Source organism: Tenacibaculum sp. FZY0031, assembly GCF_036350695.1.
Lineage (GTDB): Bacteria > Bacteroidota > Bacteroidia > Flavobacteriales > Flavobacteriaceae > Polaribacter.
Genome location: NZ_JAZDVY010000008.1, coordinates 69,777 through 87,242, shown reverse-complemented (window position 1 = coordinate 87,242; position 17,466 = coordinate 69,777). Strand labels below are relative to the sequence as shown.

General features: G+C 32.2%; 11 protein-coding genes. 9 read left to right on the top strand and 2 right to left on the bottom strand.

Annotation, left to right across the window (positions count from 1 at the left end; translation table 11 throughout):
• Positions 1-43 precede the first annotated feature (43 nt).
• The 6 genes from V1T75_RS12500 (at position 44) to V1T75_RS12475 (ending at position 9,231) form a co-directional block, all read left to right on the top strand.
• A complete protein-coding gene (locus V1T75_RS12500) occupies positions 44-3,379 on the top strand; it encodes a SusC/RagA family TonB-linked outer membrane protein (protein ID WP_330488862.1) in 3,336 nt (1,111 codons plus the stop codon).
• Between the two features lie 12 nt (positions 3,380-3,391).
• Complete coding sequence (locus V1T75_RS12495; RefSeq protein ID WP_330488861.1) at positions 3,392-4,882, top strand: RagB/SusD family nutrient uptake outer membrane protein; 1,491 nt, start codon at positions 3,392-3,394, stop codon at positions 4,880-4,882.
• Positions 4,883-4,888: 6 nt separating this feature from the next.
• Positions 4,889-5,740: a substrate import-associated zinc metallohydrolase lipoprotein gene (locus tag V1T75_RS12490; protein ID WP_330488860.1), complete on the top strand. Its 852-nt coding sequence runs from the start codon at positions 4,889-4,891 to the stop codon at positions 5,738-5,740.
• 7 nt (positions 5,741-5,747) lie between these two features.
• A complete protein-coding gene (locus V1T75_RS12485) occupies positions 5,748-6,965 on the top strand; it encodes a DUF4302 domain-containing protein (RefSeq protein ID WP_330488859.1) in 1,218 nt (405 codons plus the stop codon).
• Positions 6,966-7,101: 136 nt separating this feature from the next.
• The gene (locus tag V1T75_RS12480) at positions 7,102-7,392 is read left to right on the top strand and encodes an HU family DNA-binding protein (protein ID WP_047787990.1); all 291 of its coding nucleotides are present in this window, start codon (positions 7,102-7,104) and stop codon (positions 7,390-7,392) included.
• Between the two features lie 294 nt (positions 7,393-7,686).
• The gene (locus tag V1T75_RS12475) at positions 7,687-9,231 is read left to right on the top strand and encodes a ribonuclease E/G (RefSeq protein ID WP_330488858.1); all 1,545 of its coding nucleotides are present in this window, start codon (positions 7,687-7,689) and stop codon (positions 9,229-9,231) included.
• A 57-nt stretch (positions 9,232-9,288) separates the two neighbouring features.
• On the opposite strand, the gene V1T75_RS12470 is transcribed toward V1T75_RS12475, so the two are convergent.
• Complete coding sequence (locus V1T75_RS12470) at positions 9,289-11,478, bottom strand: patatin-like phospholipase family protein (protein WP_330488857.1); 2,190 nt, start codon at positions 11,476-11,478, stop codon at positions 9,289-9,291.
• Positions 11,475-13,271 (bottom strand): excinuclease ABC subunit UvrC, encoded by a 1,797-nt coding sequence (gene uvrC, locus V1T75_RS12465; protein ID WP_330488856.1) that lies wholly within the window; start codon positions 13,269-13,271, stop codon positions 11,475-11,477. The genes V1T75_RS12470 and uvrC overlap by 4 nt, the downstream gene beginning before the upstream one ends.
• Before the next feature lie 69 nt (positions 13,272-13,340).
• On the opposite strand from uvrC, the gene V1T75_RS12460 reads away from it, so the two are divergent.
• The 3 genes from V1T75_RS12460 (at position 13,341) to V1T75_RS12450 (ending at position 17,458) form a co-directional block, all read left to right on the top strand.
• Positions 13,341-15,113, top strand: coding sequence for a MutS-related protein (locus V1T75_RS12460; protein ID WP_330488855.1), 1,773 nt, complete (start codon positions 13,341-13,343; stop codon positions 15,111-15,113).
• Positions 15,114-15,203: 90 nt separating this feature from the next.
• Positions 15,204-16,193, top strand: a complete 990-nt coding sequence (gene moaA, locus V1T75_RS12455; RefSeq protein WP_330488854.1) for a GTP 3',8-cyclase MoaA — start codon at positions 15,204-15,206, stop codon at positions 16,191-16,193.
• 68 nt (positions 16,194-16,261) lie between these two features.
• Entirely contained in the window at positions 16,262-17,458 is a 1,197-nt protein-coding gene (locus V1T75_RS12450; RefSeq protein ID WP_330488853.1) for a molybdopterin molybdotransferase MoeA, read from the top strand.
• The last annotated feature ends 8 nt before the right edge of the window (positions 17,459-17,466 follow it).

Below are 17,466 nucleotides of genomic sequence, written 5' to 3'. Positions count from 1 at the left end.
AAAATTTCTTTTTTTCCGGGTACTAATTTAAATAATTTAATTAATGAAATCTAAATTCATGCTAACGCTATTTATAGTGTTACTTGGGCGAATAACGTATGCTCAAGAAAAAAGTATTTCTGGTACAGTTTCCGACACTACTGGCCCTCTCCCAGGTGTTACTGTTTTGATTAAAAACACAACCAAAGGAACTGAGACAGATTTTGATGGGAATTACACCATAAAAGTAAACCAAGGAGATGTACTTGTTTTCAGTTTTATTGGTAAAAAAACGACTGAAGTAAAAGTACAAAACCAATCCGTCATCAATTTGGTATTAGAAGATGATTCTAACATTCTTAACGAAGTAGAAGTCATTGCTACTGGATATGACAAAATCAATAAAAAATCATTTGCCGGTTCTGCGGTGTCTGTAGGTATAGACGATTTAAAACTCGATGGAGTTGTAGATGTTACACGCATGTTAGAAGGTAGGGTTGCAGGTGTTAATATTCAAAATATTTCTGGTACTTTTGGTGCAGCACCAAAAATTACAATTAGGGGTAACTCTTCTATTTTTGGTAACAACACGCCTTTATACGTAATAGACGGTGTTGTTCAGGAAGATATAATTGAAACCGATTTAGATCAATTAGCTTCAGGGAATGCTGAAACCCTATTAAGCTCATCAATAGCTGGTATAAATGCTAATGATATTAAAAAAATTGATATTTTAAAAGATGCTTCCGCTACCTCTTTATACGGTGCTAGAGCGCGTAATGGAGTAGTAGTTATTACTACAAAAAATGGTAGAAAATCATCTCCTATAAAAATTAATTACAGCTTAGAACAAACGGTAAGTGATATTCCAAATTACTCACAATTTGACATTCTAAATTCAAAAGAGAATTTTAGTATTTTAAAAGAGCTAGAATCTAAAGGCTTTTTAGAATTACCTAATGTAGCTCAAGCAAGATACGGAGGTGTGTACTACATAGCAGCAGACAAAACTAACACTTACGATCCTTTAACAGGGGAATTTGCTTTAGAGAACACTCCCGAAGCTAGAAATAAATTTTTCCAACAATACGAACTAGCAAATACAAACTGGTTTAAAACTTTATTCAGAAGATCTATTAGTCAAAACCACTCTTTAAATATTACTGGTGGTGGAGATAACAATGCTTTTTATTCCTCTATCAGTTTTTTCAATGATCCAGGATGGACCATTGCTGAAAAGGTTAACAGACTCACTTTTAATTTGAAAAACACTTTCTATTTATCTGATAAGTTTAACCTAACTTTTGCCTCAAATGCTTCTATTAGAAAACAAAAAGCCCCGGGTACATTTTCTAGACAAACAGATTCTTTTAACGGAGATGTATCAAGAGACTTTGACATTAACCCATTTAGTTATGCATTGAATACCTCAAGAACATTAAGACCTAGAGACAACAATGGAAACTTAGAATACTACAGAAACAACTGGGCTAATTTCAACATTCTAGAAGAAACGGAAAACAACTACATGGATATTGATGTTAAAGATGTAAGGTTTCAAATTGATGCTTCTTATAAGTTGACAGATAAACTTACATACGACTTTAATTCAGCCGCTAGATATGTAAACAGTACAATAGAGCACAATATAAAGGAAAATTCTAACGTAGTAGGAGCTTACAATGCTGACGAAACTACTATTGTTAGAGACGCAAACATCTTTTTATATACAGATCCTAACAATCCAGATGCATTACCAATATCTGTACTTCCAAATGGGGGTATATACATAAAAACAGACAATACCTTAACTTCGTACTACTTGAGAAACAGCTTAACCTATAAAGATGTTTACAACGAGAAACACGGGCTTGATGCTTTTATTGGTCAGGAATTAAGATACGTTGATAGAGATAGAAATAGCTTTACAGGCTATGGCTTACAGTTTGGCAATGGTTACACTCCTTTTACTGACCCAAGAATACTAGAGAAAATTATTACTCAAGGAGACGATTATTATTCTATTTCTCAAGAAAGAGAAAGAACAGTCGCTTTCTTTGGTAAAGCAACTTACTCATATGACGACAAGTATATTTTCTCTTTAACAGGAAGATATGATGGATCTAACAGACAAGGAAAAAGCTCAAGTTCAAGATGGTTACCAACAGGTTCTGTAAGTGCAAAATGGAATGCAAAAGAAGAAAATTTTTTAAAAGATTCTGATGTAATAAGCAATTTAAGCTTTAGAACATCTTATGGTTTAGTAGCAACTCCTGGTAGTGCGACTAATGCTTCCGCTATTTTTAGAAGTATAATAACAGACAGATTATCACCGCAAGATAGAGAAACCTATTTAAATATTGCTGCGTTGCAAAACTCAGAGTTAACATGGGAAAAACAATACGAATTAAACTTTGGTGTTGATTTATCTATGTTTAACAACAAGGTATCATTGAGTGCCGATGTGTACAAAAGAGATATTTTTGACAATGTTGATTTTGTAAGAACTTCTGGTATCGGAGGGCAATTTATTAAGCAAGGTAACAACGCCGATGTTGAGTCGAAAGGTTTTGAACTTAGTTTAAACACTAAAAACATTGTTACCGACAACTTTAGTTGGTCTACCACCTTCAACGTCTCATACATAAATCAAAAAATTACAAATCTTGAAAACAAACCTATTGCTTTAGACTTAGTAGATGCTACAGGAGCTAATATAGAAGGGTATCCTATCAATTCGTTGTTTTCATATAAGTTTGAAGGATTAGACAATAGAGGTTTACCAACATTTAAACTACCTGAAGGCTCAAACCCTAGTACGGGTGCTGATTTTCAAGACACAGAAAATTTAACCGATTATTTAGTATATGAAGGCTCTGTAGACCCTAATATCTCTGTTGGTTTATCTAATACTTTTAAATATAAAAATTGGAATTTAAATGTTTTGATAACAGGAGCTGGTGGCAACAAAATAAGACTAAACCCTTCTTTTTCTAGCCGATACTCAGATTTAAATGTATTTTCAAGACAAATGCTTTCAAGATGGCAAAACCCAGGTGATGAAAACCTTACAAACGTTCCTGTTATTGCAAGCACAAGTATGGTTGAAAGTATTGATAGAATTGAAAGAGCATACAACGCCTATAACTATTCAACAGAACGCGTTGCTGATGGTGACTTCTTACGAATGAAGAGTATTTCTTTAGGTTATAATTTTAATAAAGATTTTACAGACAAATTAGGACTGTCTAATTTTAGTTTAAAATTCCAAGGAACTAATTTATTCTTACTTTATTCAGACTCAAAACTACGCGGTCAAGATCCTGAATTTTATAGCGTAGGTGGTGTAGCCCTTCCTATTAGAAGGCAATTTACGATGTCAGTTAACTTAGGTATATAAAAAAACAATCATATGTTAAGAAATAAAATAAAAATATTAGTAATTACTGCAGCCTCATTTCTGGTTGGGTGTAATGACTACCTTTCTGAATTACCAGACAATAGAACCGTTATTGATTCTAAAGAAAAAATATCTCAACTATTAACAGGTGCTTATCCTAGCGGTAATTTTCAGTTAATTACGGAAATAATGTCCGATAACGTCAGTGAAAAGAACATTAATGGAGGGGGTCAACTAGACACTGAAATGTATAAGTGGGAAGACTCTAACCTTGATGATAGAGATGCTCCTAATTTTTATTGGAACAGTTGTTATGAAGCTATTTCACAAGCCAACCAAGCAATTCAATCTAGTAACGATTTAATAAGTCAAGACTCAAAATTAGATTTAGATCAACAACTTGGTGAAGGCCGCCTAACAAGAGCTTATGCTCACTTTATGTTAGTAAGTTTATGGGGAAAAGCTTACGACCCAGCTACCGCTAACTCTGATTTAGGAATTCCATACATTCTAAAACCAGAAACTTCTCTTATTGTTAAATACAAAAGAAATACGGTGCAAGAAGTATATGATTTAATAGAGGAAGATTTACTTTCTGGTATAGCCAGCTTAGAAGCTACAAACATTAGTTATGACGAACCAAAATTTCATTTTACTAAAGATGCTGCCTATGCTTTTGCCGCAAGGTTTTATTTACAAAAAGGAGATTGGGATAACGTTATAAAATACAGTTCAAAGGTTCTTCTAAATCCTGCTGAAGAAATTAGAGATATGGAAGCGTACAGAGCGCTTTCTTATTCTGAAAACGGTAGAGCTTATGCTAATGCGAACGAAAAAACAAATATTTTAGTTGCTTCAACATCTTCTATTTGGCAAAGAACCTTTGCTTCATCTAGGTATGGTTTAAGCATCGACAAGGCAAATGAATTATTTTTTAGTGGTGCTGGAAACCCTTTTAACAAGAGTTGGAGTTATGCTGTTTTTGGAACTGACGTAGTTTATAACCTTCCTAAATATAGCGAATACTTTAGATTCACAAATCAGAGTGCAGGAATAGGGCTTCCTTTTGTAGCTATTGTATTATTTGATAAAGACGAAGTTTTATTAAATAGAGCAGAAGCCTATGTAATGAAAGAAAACTACAATGCTGCATTGAACGATTTAACTACTTTTTTAAGTAAAAAAACACGTAGCTATGATCCTTCTACAGACATTTTAACATCTGATATTGTAGAAGACAAGTATCCTTTTGTAGCGAACGAATACACCCCTTTTTATTCTTTAACAGAAAAGCAATTTTCACATGTTAAGGCTATTTCAGAATATAAAAGAAGAGAATATTACCATGAAGGTTTAAGATGGTTTGATATAAAAAGGTTTCATATAGAAGTAACGAGAAACTTTGACAATCAACCAATCACTTTAACAAAAAATGACAATCGAAGAGAAATTCAAATTCCTTTAACGGCAAGAAATTTCGGAGTTGAACCTAATCCAAGATAATTTATTATGAAAAAAGCATATGTATTAATCAGTTTATTTTCTCTTTCAATGTTATATAATTGTAACAACGTTGAAGATTCATTAGAAAATAGTGCTATCGATATTTCTCAACCGCAATTAAACGATACCGATACCTGGTTGAGATCAAATTACACGACTCCTTTTAACATAGAAGTTTTGTATAAGTGGAGTATTAATAAGGTAGACTTTAACAGGTACCTATACCCTCCAACAATAGACAAGGTAAAACCTGCTATGGAAGCGGTTAAAACAATTTGGCTAGACACATACTCGAAAGTAGCTGGAGAAGACTTTGTAAAAAAAATAGCTCCAAGAGAAATTCTTTTAGTTGGAGGTATTAACAGAAACCCTTCTGGTACTATTACTTTAGGTTTAGCTGAGGGTGGAAAACGTATTACTTTCTTCAATACCGACTTAGTTGACCTTAAGGACAAAGATCAATTAATTAGATTTGTATCTACTATTCAACACGAGTATTGTCATATTATTAATCAAACAGTACCTTTTGATGAAGATGCTTTTGGTAAAATTACACCTACTGGATATACCGCACAATGGTTTAATAGTTCAATTTCAGAAGCAAGAGAATTAGGTTTTATATCAGACTATGCTAGATCGAATGTTACAGAAGATTTTGCAGAAATGGTAACCGCTTTATTATCTTACGACAACACAGAATACAATGCTATTATAGATGCCATATCAAGCGATGAGGCAAAAGAAAGTATACGAGCTAAAGAAGCTATTATAGCAAACTATTTCAAATCTGAATTTGATATTGACATTTATGAACTACAAAAAGTAGCTGCTGAAAATATTTTAAAAGTTTTAAATTAAAAATAACATGAATAATTTTAAATATATAGCATTATTTATATTATTTACAACTCTATGGTCTTGTAACGACAATGAAGTTGATAATATATTTAATGACACACCAACAGAAAGGTTAAACAAAAGAAAAGAAGAACTAAAAGCCCTTCTAAAATCTTCAGATCAAGGATGGAAAACTACTTATTTTACAGATGACAGTCAGTTAGGAGGCTATACTTTTTTGATGAAGTTTACCGACAATCAAGTAGAAATGGCATCAGATTTTAATGATGAAGTTACTACAGAAACCAGTGAATGGGATATTTTACTAGGAGCCACTGTAAAACTATCTTTTACTACTAGAAATAAAATTCATTCGCTTTCAGACTCAAACAATGCACCTACTAGTGACTTATCAGGTCAAGGATACAAAGGAAGCTTTGAGTTTTTGTACTACGGTACAGAAAATGATGAGATAATTTTTAGAACAGTAAAAGATTTTACTGAAGTTCGATTTAAAAAAGCTTCTGAAAATGACTGGACTAACTTCCAGAACTATCAAAATATGAAGAATTTCTTAAACGATTCTTCAGGTCACTTAGCGTACCAAATAGATAGTAAAGTATACAATTTTTCTTATAACGGTAAAAACGCCATAAGGTTTGCTACTAACTTAGAAGGGGATGCTAGTTTAAACTTTGGTGTTGGATTTTCTTCAGATGGAATAATTGTTTCACCAGCTATTGATGTAAATGGTACAAAGTATGCTGAATTTACATTGAATGAAGCAGAAAGTAAATATGTTTCTTTAGATGGAAACTTTTCTATTACAATTGTAACAAGTCCACTAGATATGTCAGTTGTATGGAGAACTCAAATTAATCCTACTCTTAACTCAGCCTCTTTTATTCAATCATTTAATGATGTAAAAACTGCACACGATGCTGTTTTTCCTACTTTACCCTTAGGTGACATAATTGCCTTTGGAGACGGAGAGATTGTTTATGATTTAGGAGGACGCTTTGTAGCTATTCATAACATGTCGTATTCAGGAGTACTCGGAGATGAAACTCTATTAACCATAGGTAAACAAACGCCTGGTTTAAATTGGAGTTTCGTACCACATATCAACCCTATGGTAGATCTAATAGTTGGAAAAGCGCCATATAAAGTACAATCAATAAACCCTGATGTGGCTAGGTTAACTAGTGAAAGTGATCCAAATTTTTGGTTTATTATTATTAAGTAAAAACCTTGTTTTCATTAAACTTACCCAAAAAACAATTGTTTTTTGGGTTTTTTATTCTTATTTTTTCCGGAATGAATTAATTATCATATATTTGCACCCTCAATTTTTAAAAGAAAACAAACAAAATATATTTATAATGACAAAAGCAGATATCGTATCTAAGATTTCAGATAAGAGCGGAATTGAAAAAGCGGATGTTTTAGCGACTGTTGAAGCATTTATGGAAGAAGTAAAAGATGCATTAGAGAATGGTGATAATGTATATTTAAGAGGTTTTGGTAGCTTCATTATTAAAACTAGAGCAGAAAAAACAGGTAGAAATATTTCTAAAAATACGACTATCAAGATTCCTGCACACAACATACCTGCTTTTAAGCCTTCAAAAGTATTTACTGAAGGGGTAAAAACAAAAGTAGCTGTAAAGTAATTAAAAAAGTATTAACCCAAAACCTTTATCCTTAAGGTTTTACAAAACATTTTAACTATGCCAAGTGGTAAAAAAAGAAAGAGAGCTAAGATCTCTACGCACAAAAGAAAGAAAAGAGCAAGAGCAAATCGTCATAAGAAAAAGTAAGCAATAGCTTACTTTTTCGTTGCTTTTATAAGCTACGTTCATTGACATTAAGGTTTTAACACCTTAAAAATGGTATAAACAATATACCTGTTTACAAATTTTAATCCGTCTTCGTAAATTTTACGTTGGCACAAAACCATGTTCAGAATGAAAACAGAATTAATAATTCGTTCCAATTCTTCTGATATTGATTTCGCCTTACTAAGAGATGGTAAACTTATTGAGTTAAACAAAGAAACAAGCGACAATAATTTTTCAGTCGGTGATATTTTTCTTGCTAAAATAGGAAAAGTAATGACTGGTTTAAATGCCGCTTTTGTGAATGTTGGATATCCTAAAGATGGTTTTTTACACTACCACGATTTAGGTCCACAGGTACAATCTTTAAATAAATTCATTAAGAAAGTAAGCACAGGTAATTACAAAGAATTCACTTTTAAAAACTTCCGATTTGAAGAAGACATCAACAAAGATGGAAGTATTAATGATGTACTAAAATCAGGTCAAAATTTATTAGTACAAATTGTAAAAGAACCTATATCTACCAAAGGTCCGCGTATTAGTTCGGAACTTTCTATTGCAGGTAGATTTTTAGTTTTAGTTCCTTTTTCTAACCGCATATCGGTATCGCAAAAAATTGCAGATCCAAAAGAAAAGGAGCGTTTAAAAAAATTAGCAAAAAGTATCAAGCCTAAAGGGTTTGGACTTATTTTACGTACTGTTGCCGAAGGCAAAAAGGTTGCAGAACTTGACAAAGACTTACAAAACTCTCTTGACCGTTGGAAAACTATGTGTAAACGTATATCCAATAACAACACCCCAACAAAAATATTAAGTGAGTTAAACAGAGCATCTTCTATCTTGAGAGATGTTATGAACGATTCTTTTACAAGTATAGTTACCAACGATGAAACTCTTAAGGTTGAAATTAAAGAGTACTTACAAGAAATATATCCTGAGAAGGAAAACATTGTAAGACATCATCGTTCTGACGTACCTATTTTTGAAAAATATGGTATTGAACGACAAATAAAAACATCGTTTGGTAAAACAGTTTCTATGAGTAAGGGAGCCTATTTAGTTATTGAACACACCGAAGCTTTACATGTTATAGATGTAAATAGTGGTAACCGTTCTAACAAGTCCTTAAACCAAGAAGAAACTGCTTTAGAAGTCAATTTAATTGCCGCCAGTGAAATTGCTCGTCAGTTACAATTACGAGATATGGGTGGAATTATTGTTGTTGACTTTATTGATATGAAATCTGCTGAAAACAGACAAAAATTATATCAACATTTAAAAGACGCAATGTCTTTAGACCGTACTAAACATAAAATTTTACCTCCAAGTAAATTTGGTTTAGTTCAAATTACAAGACAACGTGTACGACCTGAATTAGAGATAAAGACACGTGAACCAAACCCAAATAAAAATGGAGAGGTAGAAGCTCCTATTGTCTTATTAGACATAATAGAAGCTGAATTAGAACGCATACTAAATAGCGGTAAGAAATATAAAGAAATCACATTAAATGTGCATCCGTTTATCGCTGCTTATTTAACAAAAGGCGTCAATTCAATCCGTTTTAAATGGTTTGTTCAACACAAAAAGTGGATTAAAATATTACCTAGAGATGCTTACCAGTACTTACAATATAAGTTCTATTTAAAAAAGAATAAAAAAAGTAAGTAAGGCAATCTTATTATGAAATAAAAATCCCGTATCGTTTGATACGGGATTTTTTTGTTTCTAAAACCAAAAACCAAGGTTAAATAACCAATAGTGATCTGAATGGTCTGGAGACCATGTATATTTTAATTCTATAGGACCTAAAAACGTTTCTACACTATATCCTACTGCGTATCCAGACTTAGTATCTTTAAACAAATTTCCACCCTCAAATATATCTTCCTCCACACGTGCATAATTGGCTATGAACATTGCATAATGCTTTTTATAAACCTCATAACGTAAGTTAAATTCTGATCTTAAATAAGACTGATTATTTAAACCTCCTGTATCATAACCATACATAGGAATGAAATTGTTAATATAGTTTTGGTTGTATCCACCCAAGCGATAATCAAATATTTCAAACGATTTTTTTCCTAACGTGTACCCTGCTTGTGAAGTGTACTGAAATGTTAATTTATCAAAAAAAGTGGTTGCAAACCCTAGTGTTCCTCCCAGTTGAGAAAATTGATGAAAAGGCTCGCTATTTTCTATCATCTCATTTAATCTATGGTTTCTATCCGACCATAAAAACCATTTAAACCCAATATCTGCATAAAACCCTTTTGTAGGAAACATTTCTTTATTATAGGTATCTAATTTTAAAAACGCAAAGGTGTTTATGTAGTTGCTTTTATCAAAAAAATCTTCTTTTCCTTCTGTTGAAATATTTCTTGTACTTGCATTTATATTTTTATGTTCTGTTCCAATACCTATAGCAAATTTCTTATCAAAAGTTGTTTGTAAATACAATGAGGTTGAAAAGTCTCTATATTTCCCGTTTATAAGTCCAATATCATATATAAAATCACTATTAAAAGTATTATACCGCGTACTAAACCCATAGCTTGGTAATAAACCATTATCAATAAAATATTCTACGTTATACCTTATTTTATCTCCCACACCAACATCTAATGAAAACTCATCATTTTGGAAAAGCATTTTTTTGTGGTTGTAATTTAGTAGTACGGCTGATTTGTATAGTAAATCGTAATGCAATCCTAACCTTAAAAACGATTGTACTTTTTCTTCTTTAACGGTTAGTTCAAGCTTTTTTCCTTGAAAAGATTTTTCAAAATGATAATCTATTCTTTTAAAGTTTTTTGATGCAGTTAGCGTATTTATTTTTTTAGACACTTCTTTATATGAAACACTGTCACCTTCACGTAACTGTAGTTTCCCTAAAATATAATTGTTTGTGTAGTTTTTATTTCCTTTTATAATGATTCTATCAACCAAAAACCTTTTTCCTTTAGGAGTTATTTTTGAAATTTTCCTTTTTTGAGGTTGCATTTTTGCTATGCTATCAAAAACTACCCTATACATTTTAGCTGTTTTTTCTCCTTCTGCTAAAATCTCATTCTTTACATCGAATGAGATAACACTGTAATCAATTACATTGGGTCTTATATAAATATCTAATAATTCAACTTGTTCATCAGACTTTTTATACATCTGAAAATTAACAATTTGCAACAGCAATGATGCTATAGATACTAACTCTTCTCTTTTTAACAACTCACCTTGCACACTAACACCAATAACTATGTCTACACCTTTCTTTTTCATAACGTCCACAGGAAAATTGTTTACAACTCCCCCATCTACCAATAATTTCCCCTCAATATCCACAGGGTTTAATAATGAAGGAAATGCAGCACTTGCTCTTAAAGCTAAAGGTAACGACCCGCTTTCTAAAACTTCTTCTTCTCCTGTTTCTATATTTGTTCCTATACAATAGAAAGGAATCGGTAGTTTTGAAAAATCGGTGATTTCGTCAACAGGAGCTAGCAGTTCTGTTAAAAAATTCAATACGTTTTGCCCTTTAGACAATCCTAAAGGCAACCCTAAGTTGCCTTTTTTTATCGGTAAAGAAATCGCGTATTTTTCTCCGTGTTCTTTTCTAAAAAAAGGTTTTTCTCTTCTAGAAACCTTATCCTGTAATAAATCCATAAAGTCTGTTTTAACAACAGCCTCTTCAATTTGATCCGCAGTATATCCAGAAGCATAGAGCCCACCAACAATAGCCCCCATACTTGTCCCTCCAATATAATCTATTTGTACTCCTGCTCTTTCTAGCTCTTTTAAAATACCTATATGGGCAATTCCTTTGGCTCCACCACCACTAAGTACCAAACCTACCTTAGGTTGATCTTGTGCCAACATAAGTACTGGAATAAATAATAAAATTAACAACTTTTTCATTCTTCTTTTTTTTGATAGTGTTTGTATATTTTTTGAGCTCTGGCATTGCCTACGACTTCTTTTAACTCTTCTAAAGTAGCAGCTTTAACTCTTTTCGCTGACTTAAACTTGCGTAATAAATTAGTTATCGTTTGCTTACCTACATCTGGAATTTGCTCTAATTCTGATTGTATAGCACTTTTACTTCGTTTGTTTCTGTGAAAAGTAATTCCAAAACGGTGTGCTTCATTACGTAAGTATTGGATAATTTTAAGCGTTTCTGATTTTTTATCTAAATATAACGGAACCGGATCTCCTGGGTAAAAAATCTCCTCCAATCTTTTTGCAATACCAATAATAGCTATGTTTCCTCTTAAACCTAAAGCTTCTAAACTTTTTAAAGCAGAGGATAATTGCCCTTTTCCTCCATCAATTACTATTAACTGTGGCAAAGGTTGTGCTTCATCTAATAACCGCTTATACCTTCTATATACCACCTCTTCCATCGATGCAAAATCGTCAGGACCTTCTACTGTTTTTATATTAAAGTGACGATAGTCTTTTTTACTTGGTTTTCCATCTTTAAAAACCACACAGGCGGCAACAGGATTTGTTCCTTGGATATTTGAGTTATCAAAACATTCTATATGACGAGGTTCTTTTCCTAATCGTAAATCTTTTTGCATTTGCGCCATGATTCTTTTTACATGACGATCAGGATCTACAATTTTTATCTGCTTAAACTGTTCTTGACGGTAAAACTTTGCATTGCGTTCAGACAGTTCTACAATACGTTTTTTGTCTCCTAATTTTGGTATGGTAACTTTAACATCTTTACCCACATTCACTTTAAACGGAACAAAAATTTCTCGTGATAACGAATGAAAACGCTGACGAGTTTCCACAATAAACAACTCTAAAAGCTCCTTATCTGTTTCCTCTAGTTTTTTCTTAATCTCTGTGGTATATGATTGCACTATTGAGCCATTCATTATTTTGAAAAAGTTTGCATACCCATGCGATTCATCAGAAATGATAGAAAACACATCCACGTTATTAATTGATGGATTCACTATTGTTGATTTGGCTTGATAGTTTTGTAAAGACGCTAATTTCTCTTTGATTTTTTGTGCCTCTTCAAATCGCATATCAGCAGCAAAGTCAAGCATTATCTTTTCAAACTGTTGCAAACTCTCTTTAAAATTTCCTTTAATGATGTTTCTAATTGCTCTGATATCCTCTAAGTAATCCTCCTCCGTTTGATATCCTTCACAAGGTCCTTTACAATTCCCTAAATGATATTCTAAGCAAACTTTATACTTATCAGTATCAATCTTTTCTTGACTTAAGTCATAATTACAAGTACGTAGGGGGTATAATTCTTTAATTAAATCCAACAACGCATGTACTGTACGCACATTAGTATAAGGCCCAAAATACTCCGATCCGTCTTTAATTACTCTTCTTGTAGAAAATATCCGCGGAAATCGCTCTTTTTTAATACAAATCCATGGATATGTCTTATCATCTTTTAACAAGACATTATATCGTGGTTTGTATTTTTTTATCAAATTATTTTCAAGGAGTAATGCATCTGTTTCTGTATCAACCACCACATGTTCTATTCGAACAATTTTTTTGACTAAAACGCGTGTTTTACCATTTTCGTGATTCTTAGTAAAATAAGACGAAACTCGTTTTTTTAAATTCTTAGCTTTTCCAACATAAATAATCGTATCATCTTTATCAAAATATTGATAAACTCCTGGCGAATTTGGTAATGTTTTTATTTGAAGTTCGAGTGATGTTGGCATACAACGAAAATACGATTTTATTAAAAGATTTTTGTTGTAATGCTGTACATTTATCCTTTTCAATTAAAAATGCAACAACCACAAGATTTTTATAACAAAGAGCTGAAAGATTTAGCTCTTCAACTTTCAAAAATAAATAGTAAAATAACCTTTATAAGAATACTCAGACTACTAGTTTTTTTAGGCTTTTCTTTGGGAGTATATTTAACATTCTATCAACCCTACACCCCTTTTATAATTGGTTTTATTGGTATTTTACTATTTGCTTTTTTGGTTATACAACATCAACAAGTAAAAGAAAAACGCACTATACTTCAGCTTAAAAAAGACAACAATCAACTAGAAATTGATGTCCTTAATGGTCATTTTGAATTCCTTCCTGAAGGAACAGAATTTACAAGTTCCACGCACTATTATAGTAATGATATTGACTTATTCGGAAATGGTTCTTTTTTTCAATACACCAATAGAACCGCAACTACCAATGGTAAAAAACTTCTGGCCTCCTTATTAACGAGTAATTCAATTCATTTTATTGAAGAAAAACAAAAAGCACTTAAAGAATTATCTGAAAAGATTCATTGGCGACAACATTTTACTTCACTAGCACATTTGGTTTCGTCAACCACTCAAGAGTCCTTAGTGATTACAAAATGGTTAACCAACTATGAATCAAAACTAACTTCTTCTTTAAGGTGGATTTCTATGTTTTTTTCAAGCATTTCAATAGCTTTAATAGTCTTATTGGTTTTTAGTGCGATTCCTTTTTCAGTTGTTTTAATTTGGTTTTTTATAGGTTTAACAATCTCAGCACTCCATATTAAAAAAACACAGCATATTTACACCTCATCAAGTAAAGTTAAAGATACTTTTAAACAGTATTATTTGCTTCTGGAACAAATAGAAAAAGAAACTTTTACTTCTGCTCTTCTAAAAGAAAAGCAACAAAAAATTGCTACCAAAACAAAAAAAGCATCTGTTATTTTCAAAGAGTTTTCTAAAATTTTAGATACGTTCGATCAACGTAACAATATTATTATTGCTATTATTGGAAATGGCTTGTTTTTATGGGATATTGCCCTTGCTATAAGAGTAGAAAAATGGATTCTTTCCTATAAAGAAACTACCGATGAGTGGTTTAGCGTTGTAAATTTTTTCGATGCTTATAACTCTTTTGCCAACTTCGTTTTTAATCATCCTACTTTTACTTTCCCCACTCTTCAAAATGAAAACAACGGTATTATTGCTCAACACCTTGGACATCCGCTTTTGAAATCCTCAAAAAGAGTTGACAATGACTTTACGATTTCTAAGGGACAATTTTTTATTATAACGGGTGCTAACATGGCAGGAAAAAGCACATTTTTGCGTACCGTTTCCCTATCCATAGTCATGGCAAATTGTGGGCTACCTGTATGCGCCTCTAATTATCAATACACTCCTATAAAATTAATTACCAGTATGCGAACATCTGACTCATTAACCGAGGATGAGTCTTATTTTTATTCGGAACTAAAACGGTTAAAATTTATTGTTGATACTATTGAAACCGATCGCTATTTTATTATTCTTGATGAAATTTTAAAAGGAACAAACAGTAAGGATAAAGCATCAGGCTCTAGAAAATTTGTTGAAAAACTTACACGTTCAAAATCTACTGGAATTATAGCTACTCACGATGTAAGTTTGTGTGAACTCGCTAATGAGTATCCTCAAATACTGAATTATTATTTTGATGCTGAAATTGTGAACAATGAATTGTTTTTCGATTACACCATAAAATCTGGAACTTGTAAAAACATGAACGCTTCTTTTCTTCTTAAAAAAATGGAAATTGTGTAACCTTTCTTTTTGTGAAAGCCTGTTTTCTCTTTCAACAAAACCATGACAAATGACAGGAAAAATTGATTGATTAATCCGTACCTTTACGCTATGAGCACACTCATAGATAATTTTGGAAGACAAATTAGCTACGTTCGTTTAGCAGTAACCGACCGCTGTAACTTACGTTGTCAATATTGTATGCCTGCTCAAGGAATTGACATTGTACCTCGTAAAGAGCTACTTACTTATAAAGAAATGTACCGAATAATTCGAGTACTTACTGAATTAGGTGTAAACAAAGTTCGTTTAACAGGAGGAGAGCCTTTTGTAAGAAAAGATTTTGTTTCTTTTTTAGAAATGTTATCGTATAATGATTTGTTAGAGGATATCAATATCACGACCAACGGAGCGCTTATTTCTAAACATATCAAAACAATAGAAAACCTTAAAAAGGTAAAAAACATCAATTTGAGTATTGATAGCTTACACCCTGAAAAGTTTGCTAAAATTACTCGTAGAGATGTTTTTACTGAAGTATATAAAACCTTTGAGTTATTAGAAAAAAGTTCGTTGAATTTGAAGTTAAATGTAGTTGTACAATCTGGATTCAATACTGATGAAATTAACGATTTTGTGCAGCTTACTAAAGACAAGGATATTGCAGTTCGTTTTATTGAAGAAATGCCTTTTAATGGAAAAGGACAACGAAACGCAGAAGAAGTTTGGAACTATAACAAAATATTAAACAACATACAATCTGAATTTACTGTTACTGAACTTCCCTCAAAAAAATCATCTACTTCTAGAAATTTTTCTATAGAAAATCATACAGGGACTATAGGAATTATTCCTGCATTCACTCGTACTATTTGTAATGATTGCAACCGAATTAGGATTACCTCAACAGGAACTTTTAAAAACTGCCTGTTTGATGATGGCGTTTTTAACCTACGTGATTTTATTAGAAATGGTGCAAGCAATGAAGACTTAAAAGCCTTGTTTTTATCGCTGATAAAAGAAAAGCCAGAAAATGGTTTTGTGGCTGAGGCAAATAGAAAAGGAAACGTAACCGAAAGTATGAGTACCATCGGAGGGTAATTTCAATGTATCAATTAGATAATTTGAAAATGTAACAATTAAACTTTTTAACAGTTACACTTTAACATATGATTACAGTAGTAGAAGCCAAACATATAATTTTAGAAAACACACAAGATTTCGGAATTGAAGAAATTCCTTTTTTAGAAGCTGTCGGAAGAGTTTTAAAGGAAGATATTGTTGCCGATAGAGATTTTCCTCCATTCAACCGAGTAGCAATGGATGGTATTGCAATTAATCATCGTTTTTTTGAGCACGGTGTTCGTGATTTTAAAATAGAAGGAATTCAAGCTGCTGGAGGGCCACAACAAACACTAGATAATGCCGCCAACTGTTATGAGGTAATGACAGGAGCTGTATTACCTAACAATACTGATACGGTAATTCGCTATGAAGATGTTGATATTAATACGCTAGTAGCCACTATTACTATTGATGAAATTAAAGAAGGACAGAACATTCACACACAAGGTTCTGATAAAAGTAAAGGTACAGTTCTAATAAAAAAAAACACTATAATTTCTGCTGCTGAAATAGGCGTATTAGCTACTGTAGGTAAAGCCACTGTAAAAGTAGCTAAACAACCTAAAGTAATGATTGTTTCTACAGGTGATGAATTGGTTGATGTAAATGAAAACCCGTTAGATCATCAAATTCGTAGAAGCAATGTATACACGTTAGTTTCCTTATTGAACGATTTAAAAATTCCAGCAGAAACAGCCCATATTACTGATGAAAAACAAATTTTAAAAGAAAAAATCGAATCTTACTTAAAAGAATATGATGTGCTATTATTTAGTGGAGCAGTTAGTAAGGGGAAGTTTGATTTTTTACCTGAAGTTTTAGATGAATTGGGTGTTCAAAAGTTATTTCACAGAATTTCGCAACGACCTGGGAAACCATTTTGGTTCGGCACTACAGATAACTGCAACGTGTTTGCATTCCCTGGAAATCCAGTTTCAACCTTTGTAAATTGTTTGGTCTATTTTTACCCTTGGCATTATAAATCTGTTGGAGTTTCTTCCGAAGAAAAAACAGCAATTTTAGTAAAAGACCTTACTTTTAAACCTAATCTAAGCTGTTTTTTACAAGTAAAATTAACTTCTGAAAAAGGACAAGTATACGCAACTCCAATACAAGGAAATGGCTCAGGAGATTTGGCTAACTTAGTAGAAACAGATGGTTTTATCGAGCTCCCGAAAACCGAAGAAGTAGTATTTAAAAAAGGAAGTGTTTTTCCGATACTAACGTATCGGGGTTTTTAATTATTAAT